The organism is Mesorhizobium sp. M1312 (assembly GCF_040318115.1).
In the GTDB taxonomy this organism is placed as follows: Bacteria; Pseudomonadota; Alphaproteobacteria; order Rhizobiales; family Rhizobiaceae; genus Mesorhizobium.
Window position 1 is genome coordinate 66,503 of the sequence record NZ_JAMYLQ010000011.1, and the last position, 17,820, is coordinate 84,322.

General features: G+C 62.4%; 22 protein-coding genes and 1 pseudogene. 16 read left to right on the forward strand and 7 right to left on the reverse strand.

Annotated features, from left to right (window positions below):
- Window positions 1–259: 259 nt before the first annotated feature.
- Entirely contained in the window at window positions 260–439 is a 180-nt protein-coding gene (locus tag NKH36_RS15140; protein WP_352962966.1) for a YdcH family protein, read from the reverse strand.
- A gap of 239 nt (window positions 440–678) precedes the next feature.
- On the opposite strand from NKH36_RS15140, the gene NKH36_RS15145 reads away from it, so the two are divergent.
- Window positions 679–882 carry a YdcH family protein gene (locus tag NKH36_RS15145; protein WP_077380473.1) on the forward strand — a complete coding sequence of 68 codons (204 nt, stop codon included), beginning with the start codon at window positions 679–681 and terminating at the stop codon, window positions 880–882.
- Between the two features lie 33 nt (window positions 883–915).
- Here NKH36_RS15145 and NKH36_RS15150 read toward each other — a convergent pair whose 3' ends face one another.
- Entirely contained in the window at window positions 916–1,719 is an 804-nt protein-coding gene (locus tag NKH36_RS15150; protein WP_352962968.1) for an IclR family transcriptional regulator, read from the reverse strand.
- 122 nt (window positions 1,720–1,841) lie between these two features.
- Between NKH36_RS15150 and NKH36_RS15155 the strand changes: the two genes are divergently transcribed.
- The 10 genes and pseudogenes from NKH36_RS15155 to NKH36_RS15200 all read left to right on the forward strand — a co-directional run bounded on the left by NKH36_RS15155 (window position 1,842) and on the right by NKH36_RS15200 (window position 9,441).
- Window positions 1,842–2,723: a transporter substrate-binding protein gene (locus NKH36_RS15155; protein WP_352962971.1), complete on the forward strand. Its 882-nt coding sequence runs from the start codon at window positions 1,842–1,844 to the stop codon at window positions 2,721–2,723.
- 71 nt (window positions 2,724–2,794) lie between these two features.
- A complete protein-coding gene (locus NKH36_RS15160) occupies window positions 2,795–3,460 on the forward strand; it encodes an amino acid ABC transporter permease (RefSeq protein ID WP_352962973.1) in 666 nt (221 codons plus the stop codon).
- Complete coding sequence (locus NKH36_RS15165; protein ID WP_352962976.1) at window positions 3,461–4,111, forward strand: amino acid ABC transporter permease; 651 nt, start codon at window positions 3,461–3,463, stop codon at window positions 4,109–4,111.
- Between the two features lie 4 nt (window positions 4,112–4,115).
- Window positions 4,116–4,910 carry an amino acid ABC transporter ATP-binding protein gene (locus NKH36_RS15170; protein WP_352962977.1) on the forward strand — a complete coding sequence of 265 codons (795 nt, stop codon included), beginning with the start codon at window positions 4,116–4,118 and terminating at the stop codon, window positions 4,908–4,910.
- A 36-nt stretch (window positions 4,911–4,946) separates the two neighbouring features.
- On the forward strand, window positions 4,947–5,408 hold the full coding sequence (locus NKH36_RS15175; protein ID WP_352962980.1) for a RidA family protein: 462 nt from the start codon (window positions 4,947–4,949) through the stop codon (window positions 5,406–5,408).
- A 23-nt stretch (window positions 5,409–5,431) separates the two neighbouring features.
- Window positions 5,432–6,636 (forward strand): annotated as a pseudogene (locus NKH36_RS15180) (aminotransferase class V-fold PLP-dependent enzyme).
- Window positions 6,637–6,739: 103 nt separating this feature from the next.
- On the forward strand, window positions 6,740–7,237 hold the full coding sequence (gene purE, locus NKH36_RS15185) for a 5-(carboxyamino)imidazole ribonucleotide mutase (RefSeq protein ID WP_352962983.1): 498 nt from the start codon (window positions 6,740–6,742) through the stop codon (window positions 7,235–7,237).
- Complete coding sequence (locus NKH36_RS15190; protein ID WP_352962986.1) at window positions 7,234–8,310, forward strand: 5-(carboxyamino)imidazole ribonucleotide synthase; 1,077 nt, start codon at window positions 7,234–7,236, stop codon at window positions 8,308–8,310. Before purE ends, NKH36_RS15190 begins: the two co-directional genes overlap by 4 nt.
- A gap of 200 nt (window positions 8,311–8,510) precedes the next feature.
- The gene (gene ykgO / locus NKH36_RS15195; RefSeq protein ID WP_006327841.1) at window positions 8,511–8,636 is read left to right on the forward strand and encodes a type B 50S ribosomal protein L36; all 126 of its coding nucleotides are present in this window, start codon (window positions 8,511–8,513) and stop codon (window positions 8,634–8,636) included.
- A 220-nt stretch (window positions 8,637–8,856) separates the two neighbouring features.
- Entirely contained in the window at window positions 8,857–9,441 is a 585-nt protein-coding gene (locus tag NKH36_RS15200) for a tetratricopeptide repeat protein (protein WP_352962989.1), read from the forward strand.
- Window positions 9,442–9,547: 106 nt separating this feature from the next.
- Here the strand turns inward: NKH36_RS15200 and NKH36_RS15205 are convergent, their stop codons facing one another.
- Window positions 9,548–10,186 (reverse strand): NAD(P)H-dependent flavin oxidoreductase, encoded by a 639-nt coding sequence (locus NKH36_RS15205; protein WP_352962991.1) that lies wholly within the window; start codon window positions 10,184–10,186, stop codon window positions 9,548–9,550.
- Entirely contained in the window at window positions 10,113–10,610 is a 498-nt protein-coding gene (locus tag NKH36_RS15210; RefSeq protein WP_352962994.1) for an NAD(P)H-dependent flavin oxidoreductase, read from the reverse strand. Before NKH36_RS15210 ends, NKH36_RS15205 begins: the two co-directional genes overlap by 74 nt.
- 274 nt (window positions 10,611–10,884) lie before the next feature.
- On the opposite strand from NKH36_RS15210, the gene NKH36_RS15215 reads away from it, so the two are divergent.
- Window positions 10,885–11,088 (forward strand): hypothetical protein, encoded by a 204-nt coding sequence (locus tag NKH36_RS15215; RefSeq protein ID WP_352962997.1) that lies wholly within the window; start codon window positions 10,885–10,887, stop codon window positions 11,086–11,088.
- A 171-nt stretch (window positions 11,089–11,259) separates the two neighbouring features.
- Here NKH36_RS15215 and pyk read toward each other — a convergent pair whose 3' ends face one another.
- The gene (gene pyk / locus NKH36_RS15220; protein ID WP_352962999.1) at window positions 11,260–12,696 is read right to left on the reverse strand and encodes a pyruvate kinase; all 1,437 of its coding nucleotides are present in this window, start codon (window positions 12,694–12,696) and stop codon (window positions 11,260–11,262) included.
- A complete protein-coding gene (locus NKH36_RS15225; RefSeq protein ID WP_352963168.1) occupies window positions 12,693–13,166 on the reverse strand; it encodes a DUF1036 domain-containing protein in 474 nt (157 codons plus the stop codon). The genes pyk and NKH36_RS15225 overlap by 4 nt, the downstream gene beginning before the upstream one ends.
- Window positions 13,167–13,412: 246 nt before the next feature.
- On the opposite strand from NKH36_RS15225, the gene NKH36_RS15230 reads away from it, so the two are divergent.
- From NKH36_RS15230 to NKH36_RS15240, 3 genes are all read left to right on the forward strand, one after another.
- On the forward strand, window positions 13,413–14,210 hold the full coding sequence (locus NKH36_RS15230) for an N-formylglutamate amidohydrolase (RefSeq protein WP_352963002.1): 798 nt from the start codon (window positions 13,413–13,415) through the stop codon (window positions 14,208–14,210).
- Between the two features lie 10 nt (window positions 14,211–14,220).
- Window positions 14,221–14,529: a DUF1244 domain-containing protein gene (locus tag NKH36_RS15235; protein WP_352963004.1), complete on the forward strand. Its 309-nt coding sequence runs from the start codon at window positions 14,221–14,223 to the stop codon at window positions 14,527–14,529.
- A 133-nt stretch (window positions 14,530–14,662) separates the two neighbouring features.
- A complete protein-coding gene (locus NKH36_RS15240) occupies window positions 14,663–15,844 on the forward strand; it encodes an MFS transporter (RefSeq protein ID WP_352963007.1) in 1,182 nt (393 codons plus the stop codon).
- Here the strand turns inward: NKH36_RS15240 and NKH36_RS15245 are convergent.
- Window positions 15,802–16,713 (reverse strand): LysR family transcriptional regulator, encoded by a 912-nt coding sequence (locus tag NKH36_RS15245; protein WP_352963010.1) that lies wholly within the window; start codon window positions 16,711–16,713, stop codon window positions 15,802–15,804. The genes NKH36_RS15240 and NKH36_RS15245 overlap by 43 nt on opposite strands.
- 94 nt (window positions 16,714–16,807) lie before the next feature.
- Between NKH36_RS15245 and NKH36_RS15250 the strand changes: the two genes are divergently transcribed.
- Window positions 16,808–17,761: an NAD-dependent epimerase/dehydratase family protein gene (locus tag NKH36_RS15250; protein WP_352963013.1), complete on the forward strand. Its 954-nt coding sequence runs from the start codon at window positions 16,808–16,810 to the stop codon at window positions 17,759–17,761.
- Window positions 17,762–17,820: the final 59 nt, after the last annotated feature.

A 17,820-nucleotide genomic window follows, 5' to 3' on the forward strand; every position in this document is an offset into this window, starting at 1 on the left:
CGACAGGCAGGCAGACCTGCCAAATCGATGGCAGGAAGACGGCGCCAACCATTTGTCGTGTCCATCGCTGGAACAAAATAAAGGGAATTCCGGCGGCATGGCTGCCACCGGAAAGATGGTCGCGCGCCGAAAGGGGCGAGCTGTCCCTCCGCATGATCCCGAAAATCGGAATCGATTTTCGCTGGGGATCATGCGCCAAATGAGAAGTACTACAGCGTCCTTTGCGCGTCCAAAGGACGCGCGGCGCTGTAGAAGAGCGTCAGTGCTTGGTCGGTTTCGCCTTCAATTTCTCAATCTCGTCCTTGAGTGCCAGCTTGCGCCGCTTGAGATTCACGATTTCGAGGTCGTCGACCGATGGATGGTTCATCGCATTATCGATTTCGCGTTCGATGTCGCCGTGTTTCCGCTGCAGCTCATCAAGATGGGATGCAAGAGACATGATTGGTTCTCCCTTTCATGGTTTCCTCGATTGCAGCCGCCAAGGCGCGTCCACCGCAAGTTCGCTTCTGTGACGGCATAATGACAGTGTGCCACTATCGGGCACCGATGTCGAATGCTGCGTGGTAGCATTCCACGACAATACGAAATGTGTTATTGGCTGCGCGCCGGTGCAAGATACCTCCGGCCTCGCCCAATCAGGCCCATTTTTGGGCGCCGCAGACGTGCAGACGGTAGATAATGTCCGAACAGGAACAGGCTGATATCCGCCTCGAATATTCTCGGCTGAAGCAGGAGCACGCCGATTTCGACGCGGCCATCAACGCGATGATCGCCATGAACTGCGACCCTCTGCAGATCCAGCGCATGAAGAAGAAAAAACTTTTCCTGAAAGACCGGCTGATGGCGCTGGAAGACCGAATCATCCCCGACATCATCGCGTGAGCGAATCCCACTTACGGTCGCGACAAATTCCGCTCATCCCGTGATCGAAAGCCTTGCGGCGCGTTCGCGCAGCAGGGCGATGAGTTCGCCTGTCTTCTCCTCGGAAGTGTCGATTGGAACCACCAGGCACATCGTCGCCTCGACCTTGCCGGCAGCTGAAAAGACCGGCGCGGCAAGGCATTTTGTATAGGCGTCGACAAGACCTGAGGTTACACAGTAGCCGGCAGCCCCAGCCGTAGCGATATCAGCTATGAAGTCGTCCAGCAGCAATCTGCGGCCGTCTGGCAGGACGAGATCATCTTCGGACACCATGTCTTCGATCACCGCCCTTTCGAAACCGGCGAGAAGCAACCGCCCGGAAGCGGTCCAGGGAAGCGGGATCTGCAGACCTGTGGCCGAACTGATCCGGAACGGCCTGGTGCCTGGACTGGAATGGACAATCGTGTAGCGGCCGCTTTGCAGCATGCACAATTCGGAGGTCTCGCCTGTCTCGCGCGACAGGTTGTCGACTTCCTGACGCCCTCGCCTGAGCAGGTCGTTGCCGCGCACATAATCCATTCCGTAGAGATAAAGCTTCTTCCCGAAATAGACCCGATTACCGTCGCCGGCCATTTCCAGCAGGCCCGCATCCACGAGCGAGCGCACGAGCGTGTAGATCGTCGAGCGCGGCGCATTCACTCCCTTGGCGAGATCGCCAATCCCGATCGCACGCTGGTTCGCGTGAAGAAACTCCAGGATATGGAGCACCCGGTTGAGACCCTTCTCGCGGGAGCCCGAAATCTTATCTTCGTCCGGACCAGCGTCCGGCCGAACTGCGAAGGCATTGCCATCTTGCATTACTGATTCCTGATGTTAGTATCTGTCTTGTACAGGATACATGTGTCTTTTGTAAGAGACAATCCAGCAGATCACAGATGCATGTATCGGCAAAGGGGAACACCAACACGAAGGAGGTCGCCGTGAACGACACATCCAAAAGACGTGAATTTCTGAAACTGGGAATGGCTGGGCTTGCAACGGCCGGAGTGGTGGGCGCAGCGGCAACAGTCGATGTTCAGAAGGCAGCGGCGCAAGCGGCACCGGACAGTCTGCTGCGCACCGTTCTCGAGCGCGGCAAGGTGATCGTCGGCACCGGCAGCACCAACGCGCCCTGGCACTTCGAAAACGATGCCGGCGAACTGGTCGGCATGGACATCACCATGGGGCGCATTCTTGCCAAGGGGCTTTTCGACGATACGACCAAGGTCGAATTCGTCATGCAGGATCCGGCACAGCGCATTCCCAACGTGACCACCAACAAGGTCGACATCTCGATCCAGTTCATGACCATGACCGCCCAGCGCTCGCAGCTGATCCACTTCTCCCGGCCCTATTACGTCGAAGGCATCGCCTTGCTGACCCTTCCGAATGCCGAAAACAAGACCGTCGACAAGCTGCTTGCCGGCGGTTCGGCAACGCGGATTTCCATCCTGCAGAATGTCGATGCCGAAGCAAATGTGCACATTGTCCTGCCGGAAGCGCAGGTGATGCAGATAGACACGCAGGCCAACGTGCTGCAGGCACTGGAATCGAAGCGTGTCGACGCCGCCGCCGTCGATCTGTCGACGGTCCGCTGGCTCGCGTCGCGTAATCCGGACAAATACTTCGATGCCGGCAAGAGCTGGTTCTCGATGCTTTATGGCGCCGCACTTCGGCAAGGCGACCTCGACTGGCTGACCTTCGTCAACACGACCTTCACCACCGCCATGTTCGGCCATGAGACGGCGCTCTACGACGCTGCATTCAAAGACTATTTCGGACAGGAGCCGCCGGCGCGCCATCCAGGCTTCCCGGTCATCTGATGCACGCCGGCGGAAGGGCCGCGCCCTTCCGCCTCCTTCTCGTCGACAGCCCTCGGATATGACAGGGACACATGGGCTATACCCTAAACTTCAACCTGATCTGGCGGCATTTCGACAAGCTGTGGGGCGGGCTGCTGCTCAGCCTCGAGCTGGCCGTGATCTCCATCGCGATCGGCATCATCATCGGGCTGCTTCTGGCGGTCTGGTACGTGTCGGCCGGGCGCGTCGTGCGGTCCATAATCGCCGCCTATGTCGAGTTCATCCGCAACGTGCCGCTGATCCTGCTCGTCTATCTCGTCTTCTACGGCCTGCCCACGGTGGTCGACATCGCCTACAGCGCGCAGACCTCGTTCGTTGCGACACTGTCGCTCTATAGCGGCGCTTATCTGGTCGAGGTGTTCCGCTCGGGTCTCGAAGCGGTTCCGCGCGGACAGATCGACGCCGGTAAGGCGATCGGCCTGACGCCATGGCAAAGGCTGCTCCATGTGCGCCTGCCGACGATGCTGCGGATAACGCTGCCAGCGCTTTCCAACACGTTCCTATCGCTGTTCAAGGACACGTCCGTTGCCTCGGTCATTTCGGTGCCCGAGCTCACCTACGGCGCCCAGTGGATCAACTTCAACACCTTCCGCATCGTCGAGGTCTATCTTGTGGTGACGGCGATGTACCTCTTCACGGGCTACGCGCTTCTTCACGCGCTTCGGCTTGTCGAGCGCCGGTTCAGGGCGGCGCACTAGATGCTTGGCCAGATCGCCTATGCCTTGCCCTTCCTGGCCCAAGGTTTTGCCGTGACGCTATGGGTGTCGCTGCTGGTCGTGGTGTTGTCACTCGTCGCCGGTGTGGTGATGGGCGTCGGGCTTGTCTATGGCCCGGCTCCGCTGCGCTGGGCGGTGCGCATTTTCAGCGATACCATACGCGGCATTCCGATCCTGGTGCTCATCTTCTTCGTCTATTACGGCCTGCCTGCCGTCGGCATCCATCTGGAATCCTTCTGGGCAGCCGTGCTGGCGCTCACGCTGTTCAAGACGGCGCAGGTCATCGAATATCTGCGCGGTGCGGTCGGTTCCATACCGAAGGGGCAGTCCGAAGCGGCGATGGCGATCGGGCTGACCTTTCGCCAGCGCCTGGCTTACGTCATCTTCCCGCAAGCGTTCAGGCGCTTCTTGCCGCCTTGGATCAATGGCGTCACCGATGCGGTGAAGGGCAGCGCGCTGGTCTCGCTGCTCGGCATCACCGACCTGATGCACGCCATAAACCAGGTCATCGGCCGCACCTACGAAGCGATGCCGCTCTACATCCTCGGCGCGGTCATCTATTTCGCCGTCAATTACGCCCTCTCCCTGGCCAGCCGACGGTTGGAGGGGCGTTTCTCATTCATCCGGGAATAACAAGATGTCCGTCACCCCGCCCGCCAATCCGGCGCTTCTCGATGTCTCCGAGGTTTCCAAATCCTTTGGATCCGTCGCGGTCCTGCGCTCCGTCAGCCTGCAGGTGACACGCGGCGAAGTGGTGACTGTCATCGGACCTTCCGGCAGCGGCAAGACCACGCTGCTGCGCTGCGTCAACTTCCTGGAGAGCTACGACAGCGGCTCCATCCGCATCGACGGCAAGGAGGTCGGCTTCCGCGAGACGGGAACACGCCAGCGCCGCAGCGAGCGCGACTTGGCGAAGATGCGGGCCGAGACCGGAATGGTGTTCCAGAGTTTCAACCTGTTCCCGCATCTGACGGCGGCCGGCAACATCATGCTTGGCCTGCGCAAAGTGCGCGGCAAGAGCAATACCGAGGCCCGCGCCATTGCCGAGCACTGGCTCGGCCGGGTCGGCCTCGCCCACAAGGCCGACAGCCTGCCCGCCGAACTTTCCGGCGGCCAGCAGCAGCGCGTCGGCATCGCCCGCGCCGTGGCGATGGAGCCGAAAATTCTGCTTCTCGACGAGATAACCTCCGCGCTCGATCCGGAACTCGTCGGCGAGGTGCTCGAAGTCGTGCGCAGCCTGGCCGAAGACGGCATGACTATGCTGATGGTCACGCACGAGATGGCCTTTGCGCGCGATGCATCGAGCCGCATCGTTTTCATGGCGGATGGCGGCGTCAGTGCCGTCGGACCACCCGCCGAGATCTTGGCGGCGGAGTTCGACAATGAACGCCTTCGCAGCTTCCTGGCGCGGTTTCGTGCCTCGCATTTCTGACACCGGACGGCGAAAGCTGTCGCAAGGAGCCTTTTCATGACGCCTTACATCCGGCTCGCCGAATTGGGCCTGACGCTGCCCGAGCCGCCGACGCCGATCGCCAATTTCGTTACCCATGCCGAGAGCGGACGGCTGATCTTCCTCTCCGGCCAAGGGCCGCTGCGCGGCGACGGTACGCTTTGCACCGGCAAGGTGGGCGAGGACGTCACGGTGGAAGAGGCCTATAAGCATGCCCGTCTCACCGGCCTGAATCTGCTCGCCGTTATGCATGCCGCGGCAGGCGACCTCGGCCGCATCGTGCGCGTCGTCAAGCTGCTTGGCTTCGTCAACGCGATCCCGACCTTCAGCGACCATCCGAAGGTGGTCAACGGCTGCTCCGACCTTTTCGCCGCTGTCTTTGATAGTATCGGCGGACACGCCCGTTCGGCGATCGGTGCCGGCTCTTTGCCGGGCAACATCACAGTCGAAATCGAGGCGGTCGTCGAGATTGCCGCCTGAGTCTACCAATGGGATCTCTAGAGATGAAAACCTATTCCGCAAACGGCTCCAACACGACAATCCGCCAACGGCTCGGCCTTCGCCCGATCATCAACGTTTCCGGCACGATGACGGCGCTCGGCGCCTCGATCATCGTCCCGGAAGCGATCGCTGCGATGTCGGAGATCGCTTCGCAGTGGGTGGAGATGGACGATCTGCAACGCGCCGCAAGCACGATCGTCGCACGCCTCACAGGAGGCGAGGCCGGCTTCGTCACGGCTTGCTGCGCCAGCGGCATCACCATGGCGATTGCCGGCACGATGACCGGCACCAATCTTCTGGCGATCGAGCGGCTGCCGGACGACACCGAGGGCCTCAAGTCGGAGGTCATCGTCCAACTCGGCCACATCGTCAATTATGGCGCGCCGATGACCAGTCGATCCGGCTTGCCGGGGCCAGGACCGTACCGGCCGGCACGGTCAGCGTGACGCAGGACTATCACGTACGCGAGGCGATCCGCGAACGCACTGCGGCAGGCCTCTATGTCGTTGCCCATCACACCGTGCAATACGGCATGCTTTCGCTCGAGGAGTTCTGCGAGATCTGCCACGCCAAGGGCCTCCCGGTGATCGTCGACGCCGCCTCCGAATACGATTTGCGCGGTTTTCTCGCACGCGGCGCCGACATCGTCGTCTATAGCGGGCACAAATTCCTCAGCGGACCGACAAGCGGCATCGTCACCGGGCGCAAGGATATGGTGCGGGCCGCCTATCTCCAGAATCGTGGCGTTGCTCGGGCGATGAAGGTCGGCAAGGAAAGCATCGCCGGCACCATGGCGGCACTGGAGGCCTGGGAGCGGCGCGACCATGCCGGCATCCGCAAGCGGGAAGAAGCGGCGCTCAATCTGTGGAAGGACGCATTGCAAGGGCTGCCCGGTATCGGCGTCGAGATCATCCCTGATCCGACCGCCAATCCGCTCGACCGCCTGCAGGTTTTCGTCCGTCCGGAAAGCCGCTTCAGCGCCGCCGGCCTCGCCTCGGCGCTGGCGGCCGGCTCGCCCCCGATCATCGTCCGCAACCACGAGGTCGAGCGCGATCACTTCTTCCTCGATCCGTGCAACCTTCATCCCGGCGAGGCGGAAATCGTCGCCGAGCGCCTGCAGGCTGTGTTGAGCGCGGCCGAGCGTCCGGCGGATGCGATGAAGTCCGCCCGCAAGGATAGCGCCGGCGCCCTGCGCTGGCCGGATTAGGTAACGACAGCGCCATCCGGCCGAATGCTGCACAGAGGCATGGTATCCTTGCCGTCGATCCCGAATTCCGCTAATGCGCGCCTTTGCCGCCGGGAGCAGAAGCTTGGACGATCACCGCGCCGACGTCGCCATTATCATGGGCAGCCAGTCCGACTGGGCGACGATGCGCCACGCCGCCGAAACGCTGGAGGCGCTGGGCATCCCGCACAAGCGGCTGATCGTCTCGGCTCATCGCACCCCCGACCGGCTCTATGACTTCGCCAAGGGCGCCAAAGCGGCCGGTTTTCGGGTGATCATCGCCGGCGCCGGCGGTGCGGCGCACCTGCCCGGCATGACGGCGGCGATGACGCCACTTCCCGTTTTTGGCGTGCCGGTGGAATCGAAGGCGCTTTCCGGACAGGACTCGCTGCTCTCCATCGTGCAGATGCCGGCCGGCATTCCGGTCGGCACGCTGGCCATCGGCAAGGCGGGCGCCATCAATGCCGCCCTCCTGGCTGCGGCCGTGCTGGCGCTGACCGACGAAAAGCTCGCCGCCCGGCTTCATGCCTGGCGCGCCGCCCAGACCGCCAAGGTCGCCGCCGAGCCGACGGACACGCCATGAGCCTGCCCGCGGAATCGACCATCGGCATCATCGGCGGCGGCCAGCTCGGCCGCATGCTGGCCATGGCCGCCGCCCGCCTCGGCTACCGCACGGTCGTGCTGGAACCGCAGCCGGACTGCCCGGCGGCACAGGTCGCCAACCGGCAGATCACCGCTGCCTACGATGATACGGCCGCGCTCGCCGAACTGGCTGCAGTCAGCGCCGTCGTCACCTACGAGTTCGAGAACGTTCCGGTCGTGGCCGCCAGCGCGCTTGCCGTCACGGTTCCGGTCCATCCGCCGGCGCGCGCACTGGAAGTGGCGCAGGACCGGGTGGCGGAGAAGAAATTCCTCAACGGCATCGGCATTCCCACCGCGGATTTCTGTCCCGTCGACAATGACGGCGAATTGACCGCGGCGCTGAAAAAGTTCGACGGCAGCGGCATATTGAAGACGCGGCGCATGGGCTATGACGGCAAGGGCCAGCGCGTCTTCCGCAACATGGAAACCGGCGGCTTTGCCGGCACCTGCGAGGCGATGGGCAACGTGCCGCTGATCCTCGAATCCTTCGTCGACTTCGAACGCGAGATTTCGGTCATCGCGGCGCGCGGCATGGACGGTTCGCTCGCCGCCTACGATCCGGCAGAAAACGTCCACCGCGACGGCATCCTGCACAGCTCGACCCTGCCGGCCAGGATAGGGTCCGAAACGGCCGCTGCGGCGCAGGCGGCGGCGGCAGAAATACTTGCCGCACTCGACTATGTCGGCGTCATCGGCATCGAGTTCTTTGTCCTTGCCGACGGCGCGCTGCTGGCCAATGAGATCGCCCCGCGTGTTCACAATTCCGGTCACTGGACGGAAGCCGCCTGTATCGTCTCGCAGTTCGAGCAGCACATTCGCGCCGTCGCCGGCCTGCCCTTGGGAAATCCCGGCCGCCATTTCGACTGCGTCATGGAAAACCTGATCGGCGACGACGTCCTGCGTGTCCCGGCCTTGCTCGCCGAGCCCGATCTGATGCTGCATCTCTATGGCAAGGCCGAAGCGCGCCCCGGCCGCAAGATGGGTCATTTTACGCGAATGAGCCGGCACCGTTGAGGCGATCGGATTGGGCCGCCCTAATGTCGCCGATGAGCAGGAAATCAAATCCGCCACACTAGCATCGTCCATGAAGCATGCTTGCGGTTGACACGGGCAAGGCTCCTCGTTTATGAGCCACGCACAAGTTGAGAGGCGCGCTTTCCGAGCGCGCCTTAATAATTCGGCCCAAGACCGGGCCCAGACCGACGGGCAAGACCATGAAGATCAAGAATTCCCTCAAGGCGCTCAAGGCGCGTCATCGCGACAACCAGCTGGTTCGCCGCAAGGGCCGCGTTTACATCATCAACAAGACCGCTCCGCGCTACAAGGCGCGTCAGGGTTGAGTCTTTTCGCGTGGGGGCGCCTGCCTCCGCGCTTGCATGATGTTACCGCATCGACCCAAAAATCGGAATCGATTTTCGGAAATTACGATGCGAGGAACTCAAAATGTTAGAGCGTCCGTTAAGCGTCCAAAAGGACGCGTAACGCTCTAGTACCGGCCTGCCGGCCCTCTCACGTTAAATTCAGTTTGACGATCTGCTGTCCGGGGTTAGATTCTCGGCCATGCGGATTCTTTTTGCCCTCTTCGCGGCGCTTTTTCTGTTCGGTTCCGCCCCGCTTCCGGCTCAAGCGGACGATGCGGTCGCCCCTCCGGTTGGCACGACCAGGGAGGCAAGGCTCGACCAGCTGTTCGTCGACCTGAAGCGCCAGCGCAATGAAAAGGCCGCCGAGCGCATCGCCGCTCGCATCTCGCACGAGTGGTCGCAATCCGGCAGTGCTTCGATCGATCTGATGATGCAATGGTCGCAAAAGGCGATCGAAGAAAAGAAGTTCGACGTGGCACTCGATTTTCTCGACCAGGTGGTGACCTTGCAACCGGCCTATGCGGAAGGCTGGAACCGGCGCGCCACCGTACATTTCATGATGAATAACTTTGGAAAATCGATGTCGGACATCGACCGCACGTTGCAGCTCGAGCCGCGCCATTTTGGCGCACTGTCCGGCCTGGCGCAGATCATGGCCGTAACCGGCCACAAGCAGTCGGCGCTGGAGGCTTGGCAGCGCGTGCTCGGCATCTATCCGATGATGCGCAGCGCCCAGGATCAGGTCGGCACGCTTTCGGAAGAACTTGCCGGCGAAGGGATTTGATGCCGGCGGCGTCGAGACCGAAAGTCTGGTGAGACTGTCGCGTCGGCCCCAATTCAAGGGCGCATGCGACGTTTCCAGCTACCGACGTCTCTTCTGCAGTTGGCATTCAGTGCCGATATGAACCAGCTTCCGCGACGAGTTTCTCCACAAGGGCAGCTGCCGGCATCTCCCGCAACCTCGCAAAGCCCTGCCCGGCCCAAATGGGCAAGAAATCAGCCCGCCTGCTTTCATCCGCTGCCATTGAAAGCGGCAAGACCAGGCTCGCTTGCAACGAAAACGCCAGTGCGGCATGTTCCTCGCCAGCCATCTCCATCACAAACCGGTTGGGCACCACGCGCGCCGGGCGGCCAGTGAAGCAGCGGGTCACCGACGTGCTCTCGTCAGTGGCCGAGCGCAACGCCGCACGATAGACTGGCTGCACATTGGCCTCGGGGCACGCCAGGAAAGCCGTGCCGATCTGCACACCAGAAGCACCGAGTGCAAAGCTGGCAGCAATGCCGCGACCGTCGAAAATACCGCCGGCTGCAATTACAGGCACGCGCACGGCATCAACGATCTGCGGCACCAGCGCCATCGAGCCGACTGTGCCGATAGCAGGGTCACTGGTGAATGTGCCGCGATGACCGCCCGCCTCGTATCCCTGAGCGATGATAGCATCCACCCCCGCAGCCTCAAGCTGCCGTGCTTCTGAGACGGTGGTAGCCGAGCACAAGAGAGTACAGCCGGCCTCTTTCAGCTGCTGCACGATTTTTGGTGTCGGGCAGGCCAAAGTGGAAGCTGACCACCTTTGGGCGTAGTTCGAGCACAATGTCGAGGCGCGCTTGATCGAAGGTGGGAAAGGGCTCGCCCGGCTGGGGCACGGGCCCGAGGCCGACCTCGTCGTAATAGCCGTGAAGGCGATCGCGCATGTGTTGAGCCGCTTCATCATCATGAGATGGCAACGGGTGCGCAAAGAAGTTGGCATTAATCGGACGATTGGTAGCGCGCTGTGTCGCCGTGAGTTGCTCCCGAATGGCGGCCCCTGGCAGAATGCCACATCCGAGCGAGCCAAGCGCCCCGGCATTGCTGACTGCCGCCGCGAGGTCCGGCGTGGCGATGCCGCTCATCGGCGCTTGGATAATCGGGTGCTCAATGCCGAGGAGCTTCAGAAGATCGGTGCGAGTCCACATTGGATCACCTCCTCTTTCCCTCGGAGACACTACCTCAACTGACTTCAAGCTCAAGTACGATGGGAACCTACGACCTGCCTCAAGCCGGGCGCAGTCTGACGCAAACCGTTTGAGATGATCCCCGAGTGCATCAGGCCTGGAAACTGATGATGCTAACCGCAAGCCGCCCACCATCCGGTCAGTGAAATCAGCAATCTCGTCGCTTCACCTGTCTCGGTAGTGCTTGTCGGTGAGCGCGACGTGTGGTTTCCTGTCCAGTATTGGAGTGGCAATCATGATTGCAGCTTACATCGACGAATTCATAATGTTTTGCGCCGGTCTATGGATGTCGGGCGTCGGCTACGGGTTCCTCCAGATGCCAAACCAACCCCAAGCTGGACAACAGGCTTGGTTGGCACGCCTTCCCAGCCATTTCAAATGGATGGGGCCGCTCTTGCTGATAATCTCGATCGTACTCGCCGTCGCCTCACCGACTTGATTCGGTTGGAGCCGGTAAGTCGCTGCGCTTCTAGCCCCATCGAGGCGAGCTTCAGTTTGGTGAATTCGCCGGTGAGCGGCCTAAAACCCGTCGCGTTCGAAGGGATTCACGCGACGCGCTTTAAGTCGTTGTTGTCATGCCAAGATCGCTGCGCGTCTCGGTCGACTTGCATCAGCGGCGGGCCTGCACGTCCGACCCGACATAGGCGATGCGCAGCATGTTGGTGGAGCCCGGCGTCCTCAGCGGCACGCCGGCCGTGATGATGACCCGGTCGCCCGGCTTGCCGAACCCTTCGTCCAAAGCGATGCGGCAGGCGCGGTCGACCATATCGTCGAGGTCGATGGCGTCGGGCGAGACGACGCAATGCGTGCCCCACAGAAGCGACAGCCGCCGCGCGGTGTTGACGATCGGCGACAGCGCGACGATCGGCACCTGCGGCCGCTCGCGCGCGGCGCGCAGGCCGGTCGTGCCCGACGCCGTATAGCTGATGATCGCCGACAGTTTCAGCGTCTCGGCAATTTCGCGGGCGGCGAGCGAGATGGCGTCGGCACCGGTCGCTTCGGGCTCCGAGCGCTGCGCATTGATGATGCCGGCATAGGTCGGGTCGGTTTCAACCTTGCTGGCGATGCGGTTCATCATCGCCACCGCCTCGACCGGGTAGGCGCCGGCCGCGGACTCCGCCGAGAGCATGATGGCGTCGGCGCCTTCGAACACGGCGATCGAGACGTCCGACACCTCTGCGCGGGTCGGCACCGGCGCGGTGATCATCGATTCCAGCATCTGCGTGGCGATCACCACCGGCTTGCCGGCGCGGCGCGCGGCGCGAGTGATCTGCTTCTGGATGCCGGGCACGGCTTCGAGCGGCATTTCGACGCCGAGATCGCCGCGGGCGACCATCAAGGCGTCCGAAAGTTCGATGATCTCGGCGAGCCGGGCGACGGCCTGCGGCTTTTCGATCTTGGCCATGATCAGCGCCCGGCCGCGCGCGATCTTGCGCGCTTCCGCCAGATCCTCCGGCCGCTGGACGAATGACAGCGCCACCCAGTCGACGCCGGTGGCCAGCACCGCATCGAGATCTCTGCGGTCCTTTTCGGTCAGCGCGCCGACCGGCAGATCGGTGTCGGGCAGGCTGACGCCCTTCTTGTCGGAGATGCTGGTGCCGGCGACGACGGTACAGACGATCGCCTTGCCATCGCTCTTCACCGCCTTCAGCTCGAGCTTGCCGTCGTCGATCAAAAGACGGTGACCTGCCTCGACCGATCTCAGGATTTCGGGATGGGGCAGATAGACCCTGGCCGAATTGCCGGGCTCGGGATTGTCATCGAGCGTGAAAGTCTGGCCGAGTGTCAGCAGCTCCTTGCCGTTGGTGAATTTGCCGACCCGAAGCTTTGGCCCCTGCAGGTCGGCGAGAATGCCGATCGGCCGGCCGACCGCTTTCTCGACGGTGCGGATGCGACCGACAAGGGTGCGCATCAACTCATGATCGGTGTGGCTCATATTGATGCGAAACACGTCGGCGCCGGCTTCGAAGAGCTTCTTCAGCATGTCTTCGGAGGAGGAGGCCGGACCGATGGTGGCGAGTATCTTGACCTTGCGGCTGCGTCTCATTGACTATTTGTTCCCGGGGCGGCTGGAACGCCCCCCGTTGCGGGGTCATCGGTCAGCTGGACCATCCAGCTTGCCTGCTCGCCCGTGTCATATTCCTGGAATCCGGCGCGCTGAAAGCCCCGGGCGACGCAATCGGCAACGCCGGCGATCTTGAACTCTTTTTCGGCCACGCACATGTTGATCGGGCCATCCCAGCGCCCACCGCGCTCGGCGTCTTCTGCATAGAGATAGTAAAACCTTGATGACAGCGGCCCTTCGATCAACGTCTTGCAGCTCGATCCTTCGATGTGCCACCAGCCTTCGGTGATCCAGCCGGCCTTGGCGCGATAGCCGATGCCAACGCCGACCAGATTCTGCGTGGCGTTGCAGACACGGAAATCGGCGCGCGCCGGCGAGGCGAGGCCCACAGCAAAGGTCAGGAGCGGCATGGCGAAGGCATAGCGCACGCGCGGCCTGCCGGCGGAACCCATCCTGAAACCTCTCAAGAACCACATTTGCATCTCTCAACGCCCCTTTTCGGAAAAGTCCGGGCGCATGTCAACGCGCCCTTTTGCTCAATTCCAATCGATTTAGAAAGGCTTCGGCGCACGGTCCGTCGCCTTCTGCCAGATTTCCGCAGAAACCGTGGCCAAACGACGGCATTGCGCAAGCGTCCCCTTCGTGGGAATGACGATAACACCCTCCCCGGAAGCCAGCGAACAGACCAATTCCCGCCGATGACCCGTTCCACAGTTTTCGCGCCTTTCGACATCGTCGAAGGCGACCGCAGGCGAGGCATCGTGCTCCTGGCCGATCACGCCCGTCGCGACCTGCCGGAAGAGTATGGCAGCCTCGGCTTGCCGGCGACGGAATTCGACCGCCATATCGCCTACGACATCGGTGTCGAGACGGCGACGCGCGAATTGGCGACTTTGCTCGGCGTGCCGGCGGTACTCGCCAACTTTTCGCGTCTTCTGATCGATCCCAATCGCGGCGAGGACGATCCGACGCTGATCCGCCAACTCTATGACGGCACCGTCATTTCGGGAAACTATCCCATGGCCTGGGAAGAGCGCGAAAGGCGGCTCGACCGCTTCTACCGGCCCTATCATGACGCCGTCGGCGCCATGATCGCCTCGGTGGCGCAGGCTTCCGCAAGTGCCCCCTTCATCCTTTCGGTCCATTCCTTCACCCCGTTCATGCAGGGATTCGTACGCCCCTGGCATGTTGGTATCTTGTGGGATCGCGACGACCGCGTGGCGCGACCGCTGATCGACATGCTTGCCGAGGACAAAAGACTTATCGTCGGCGACAACGAGCCTTACGACGGCGCGCTGCGCGGCGACACCATGTTCAGGCATGCCATCGTCAACGGCTTTGCCCATGCGCTGATCGAAATCCGCCAGGATTTGATCGCCGATCTGAAGGATGCGGTCGCCTGGGCCGAACGGCTGGCGCCGATCGTTGACGCGATCAACCGCCGTCCCGATATACATCAGGTCAAACGATTCGGCTCGCGCACCGGGCTGGTGTAAGGAGGTTTCGATGACCGAACTCAGCCACGAGCAGAAACGCGATTTCGAAGCCGCCGCCTTCCGCCGACTGGTCGCGCATCTGCGCGAACGCACGGACGTGCAGAATATCGACCTGATGAATCTCGCCGGCTTCTGCCGCAACTGCCTCTCAAACTGGTATCGCGACGCCGCGGAGGCCGAGGGCGTCGATCTCAGCAAAGACCAGTCGCGCGAGATCATCTACGGCATGCCCTACGCCGAATGGCAGGCGCTCAACCAGACCGAGGCCTCCGATGCCAAGAAGGCGGAGTTCGAGGCAAGACGCCCCAGGGATCACTAACCCGATCGGCTCTCACCAACGCTGGTTCAAGTGAGTCGCTTGGCCCAAGCACTTTTCAAGAACGAGCGCTTGACTGAGGATTGAATCGATCTAATTTGCCGCGCGAAGCTATTTTCGCGTCGGATTCTACACGATGGACACGCTAAACGTCATGCAGACCGCCATTCGTGGACGATGGGCCGTGGCGGCCATCTTCCTCGCCAATGGCTTTCTGACCGGCGCCTGGGCGCCGCAGATTCCGGTGGTCCTGACCCGGCTGGATATCAGCAAGTTTACGCTTGGCCTGCTGATCCTGCTGTTCGGCGCCGGCGCGGTCACAGCCATGACTTGGTGCGGCCACCTGATCTCCAGGCATGGGTCGCGCACCGTGCTGCGCTGGTTCGGTCTCATCGGCAGCTTCGGCCTGCTGGTTGTGGCGCTGGCCCCCAACGTGCCGCTGGCGGCCATCGCCATGTTCATCTTCGGCGGTTCGATCGGCGGCATGGATGTCGCCATGAACGCCAATGCGGTCACGGTGGAACGACGCTTGTCCCGCGCCATCATGTCGTCCTCGCACGGCTTCTGGAGCCTTGGCGGTTTCGCCGGTGGCGCTCTCGGTGGCTTCGCCATCCAGAACTACGGTCATCTCGCCCACGCGACGGTCGTGACGGCTCTCGCTTTCGCCGTGATTGCAGTGGCAGTCCGCTACTTAGTCGCCGAGGATAAGCCTCAGGTGACTGAGCATCACAAATTCGCACTGCCTGGAAATCCGCTGGTCTATCTGGTCGGACTGATGGCGCTGCTGACGATGATCTCCGAGGGTGCGGTGCTCGACTGGGCGGCGCTTTACCTGCAACAGGAACTCGGTGCCGATCTTGCCATCGCTGGCCTTGCCTACGCCGCCTTTTCTGGGGTCATGGCCGTCATGCGCTTCCTCGGCGACGGGGTCCGCAACCGTTTCGGTGCGGTGACGACACTGCGCGTCTCGGCCCTTGTCGCCGCTGCCGGTATGCTGGTGGCCGGGCTGGCACCCTCACCCTGGCTCGCCATCTCAGCTTTTGCCTTTTGCGGTTTCGGCATCGCCAATATGGTGCCGATCCTGTTTTCGGCCGGCGGCAATCAGGAAGGCATGTCGTCCGGCACCGGCATGAGCGTCGTCACCACAATGGGCTATTCCGGCATTCTGGTGGCGCCGTCGGCAATCGGCTTCATCGCCGAGCACTCAAGCTTCGGTCCGATCTTCGTTGCTTTGTCGGGACTGCTGGTCGTCGTATTTTTGATGGCCGGGCTCGCTCACCGCGCAGAATTTTCTCCCGAGCCCGCACCGGCAGAATAGCGCTTCAGCTCCTCATAGAGGAAATCTGCGACACGGCGAATGCGCACGCTGGTGCGCACGTCGCGGTGCATGGCCAGCCATACCGGCAGCGTCGGCAGCGCCAGCCCCGGCAGCACTGTTTCCATCAGCGGATCGCGGTCGGCCAGCGGCTCCTGGCCAAAGCCGATGCCGTTCCCCGCCCGCACCGCCTCCCACAGCACGATTTGGTTGTCGGTCCTGAAGCGGAACGCATTGCGGGTGAGCGGGACACCAAACTGGGCAAGCCCGCGAATGATCTCATCGCTGCGGTCGAAGCCGATCAGATCGTGGCCGGCAAGATCGCCGGGTTCGCGCGGACGGCCACGCCGGTCGAGATAGGATTTTGCCGCGCAGGCGCGGAGCGGAATGTCCGTCACCTTGCGCGCCACCAGTTCGTTCTGCGCCGGCTTGACCATGCGGATGGCGATATCGGCGTCGCGGCGCAAAAGGTTCTCGACCTGATTCGACGCGACGATTTCGACCTCGATGCCGGGTTCCTCGGCACCCAGCCGAGCCGTCATCTCGGGCAAGACATAGGCCGCCACCACCTCGCTGGCGGCAATGCGCACGGTGCCCTCTATCGCCTCGACCGATCCCAGCGCCAATAGCGAAAAGGCGCTCGCCTGCTCACTCACCGCCCGGCCGCGTTCATAGAGCGTGCTGCCGGCTTCCGTCAGCGCGTAGCCGCGCCGCCCGCGCCGGAACAGGGTGACGCCGAGCGCATGCTCCAGCTCGGCGATATGGCGGCCCAGCGTCGGCTGGCTTGCGGCCAGCTTGCGCGCGGCAGCGGACAGGCTGCCGGTTTCCGCCACGGTGACGAAACTCTTGATCAGGTTCCAGTCGACTTCCATTCAAAACTGAATATCAGATCGCCAAACTCAGTCAATTTCTATTCGTTTGCGAGCGGATCATATTGTGACCGCAACACCAACACGGAGACGAAAAATGACCAAGATCGCAATTCTGGGTGCCAATGGCCGGCTCGGCCGCGTGGTGGCCAAGGCCTTCATCAACGCCGGCTACGATGTCCGGGCCATCACCCGCAAGATACCGGCAGAACTCACAGGCGCCACCGCCGTCGCCGGCGACGGCCTCGATCGCGAAGCGCTTATCCGCGCCACCGAAGGCGTCGACATCATCTTCGCCGGCCTCAACCCGATCTACACCGACTGGGGCAAGTGCCTGCCGATGGCCGAGAACGTCATGGCCGCCTGCCGGGCGAACGATGCATTGCACCTCGCTCCAGGCAACGTTTACAATTACGGCTCGCCGATGCCGGCGGTCATCACCGAAGACACGCCGTTCCACCCGACGACCGTGAAGGGCCGCATCCGCGTCGCCATGGAAGACCTCTTTCGCCGTGAGGCCGAAGCGGGTCGAGTACGCACCATTCTACTGCGGGCCGGCGATTTCTTCGGCGGCACCGGCACCGGCTCGTGGTTCGATCTGGTTGTGGCCGCCAAGATGGAGAAGGGCGTCTATACCGCCCCCGGGCCGGCCGATCTCGTGCATGAATGGGCCTATCTGCCTGATATGGCCAAGGCTTTCGTCGGACTGACTGAGAATCGCGACAAGCTCGGCGCCTACGAAGCGCTGAACTTTCCCGGCCACGCCGTCACCGATCTGGAGATCAAGGCCGCCGCGGAACAGGCGCTCGGGCGCACGCTGAAACTCACGTCGATGCCGTGGTGGGTGCTCCGCGCCGGCAGCCCGTTCGTGGCGATGTGGGGCGAGCTCGTCTCCATGTCCTATCTCCGCTTCGAGCCACACCAGCTGGTCTCGGCAAGGCTGGAAGGTATCATCGGCACGATCCCGCATACGCCGCTGGATAGGGCGGTGGCAGAAGCCCTCGATGATATCGGTGTGGCCACGATTGATGGCGTTTCGAAAGCTGCCTAAAAATGTACGATCCGAACCGAAGGCTCGGAAAGGACAGCCAAAATTCAAATGCTACAGCG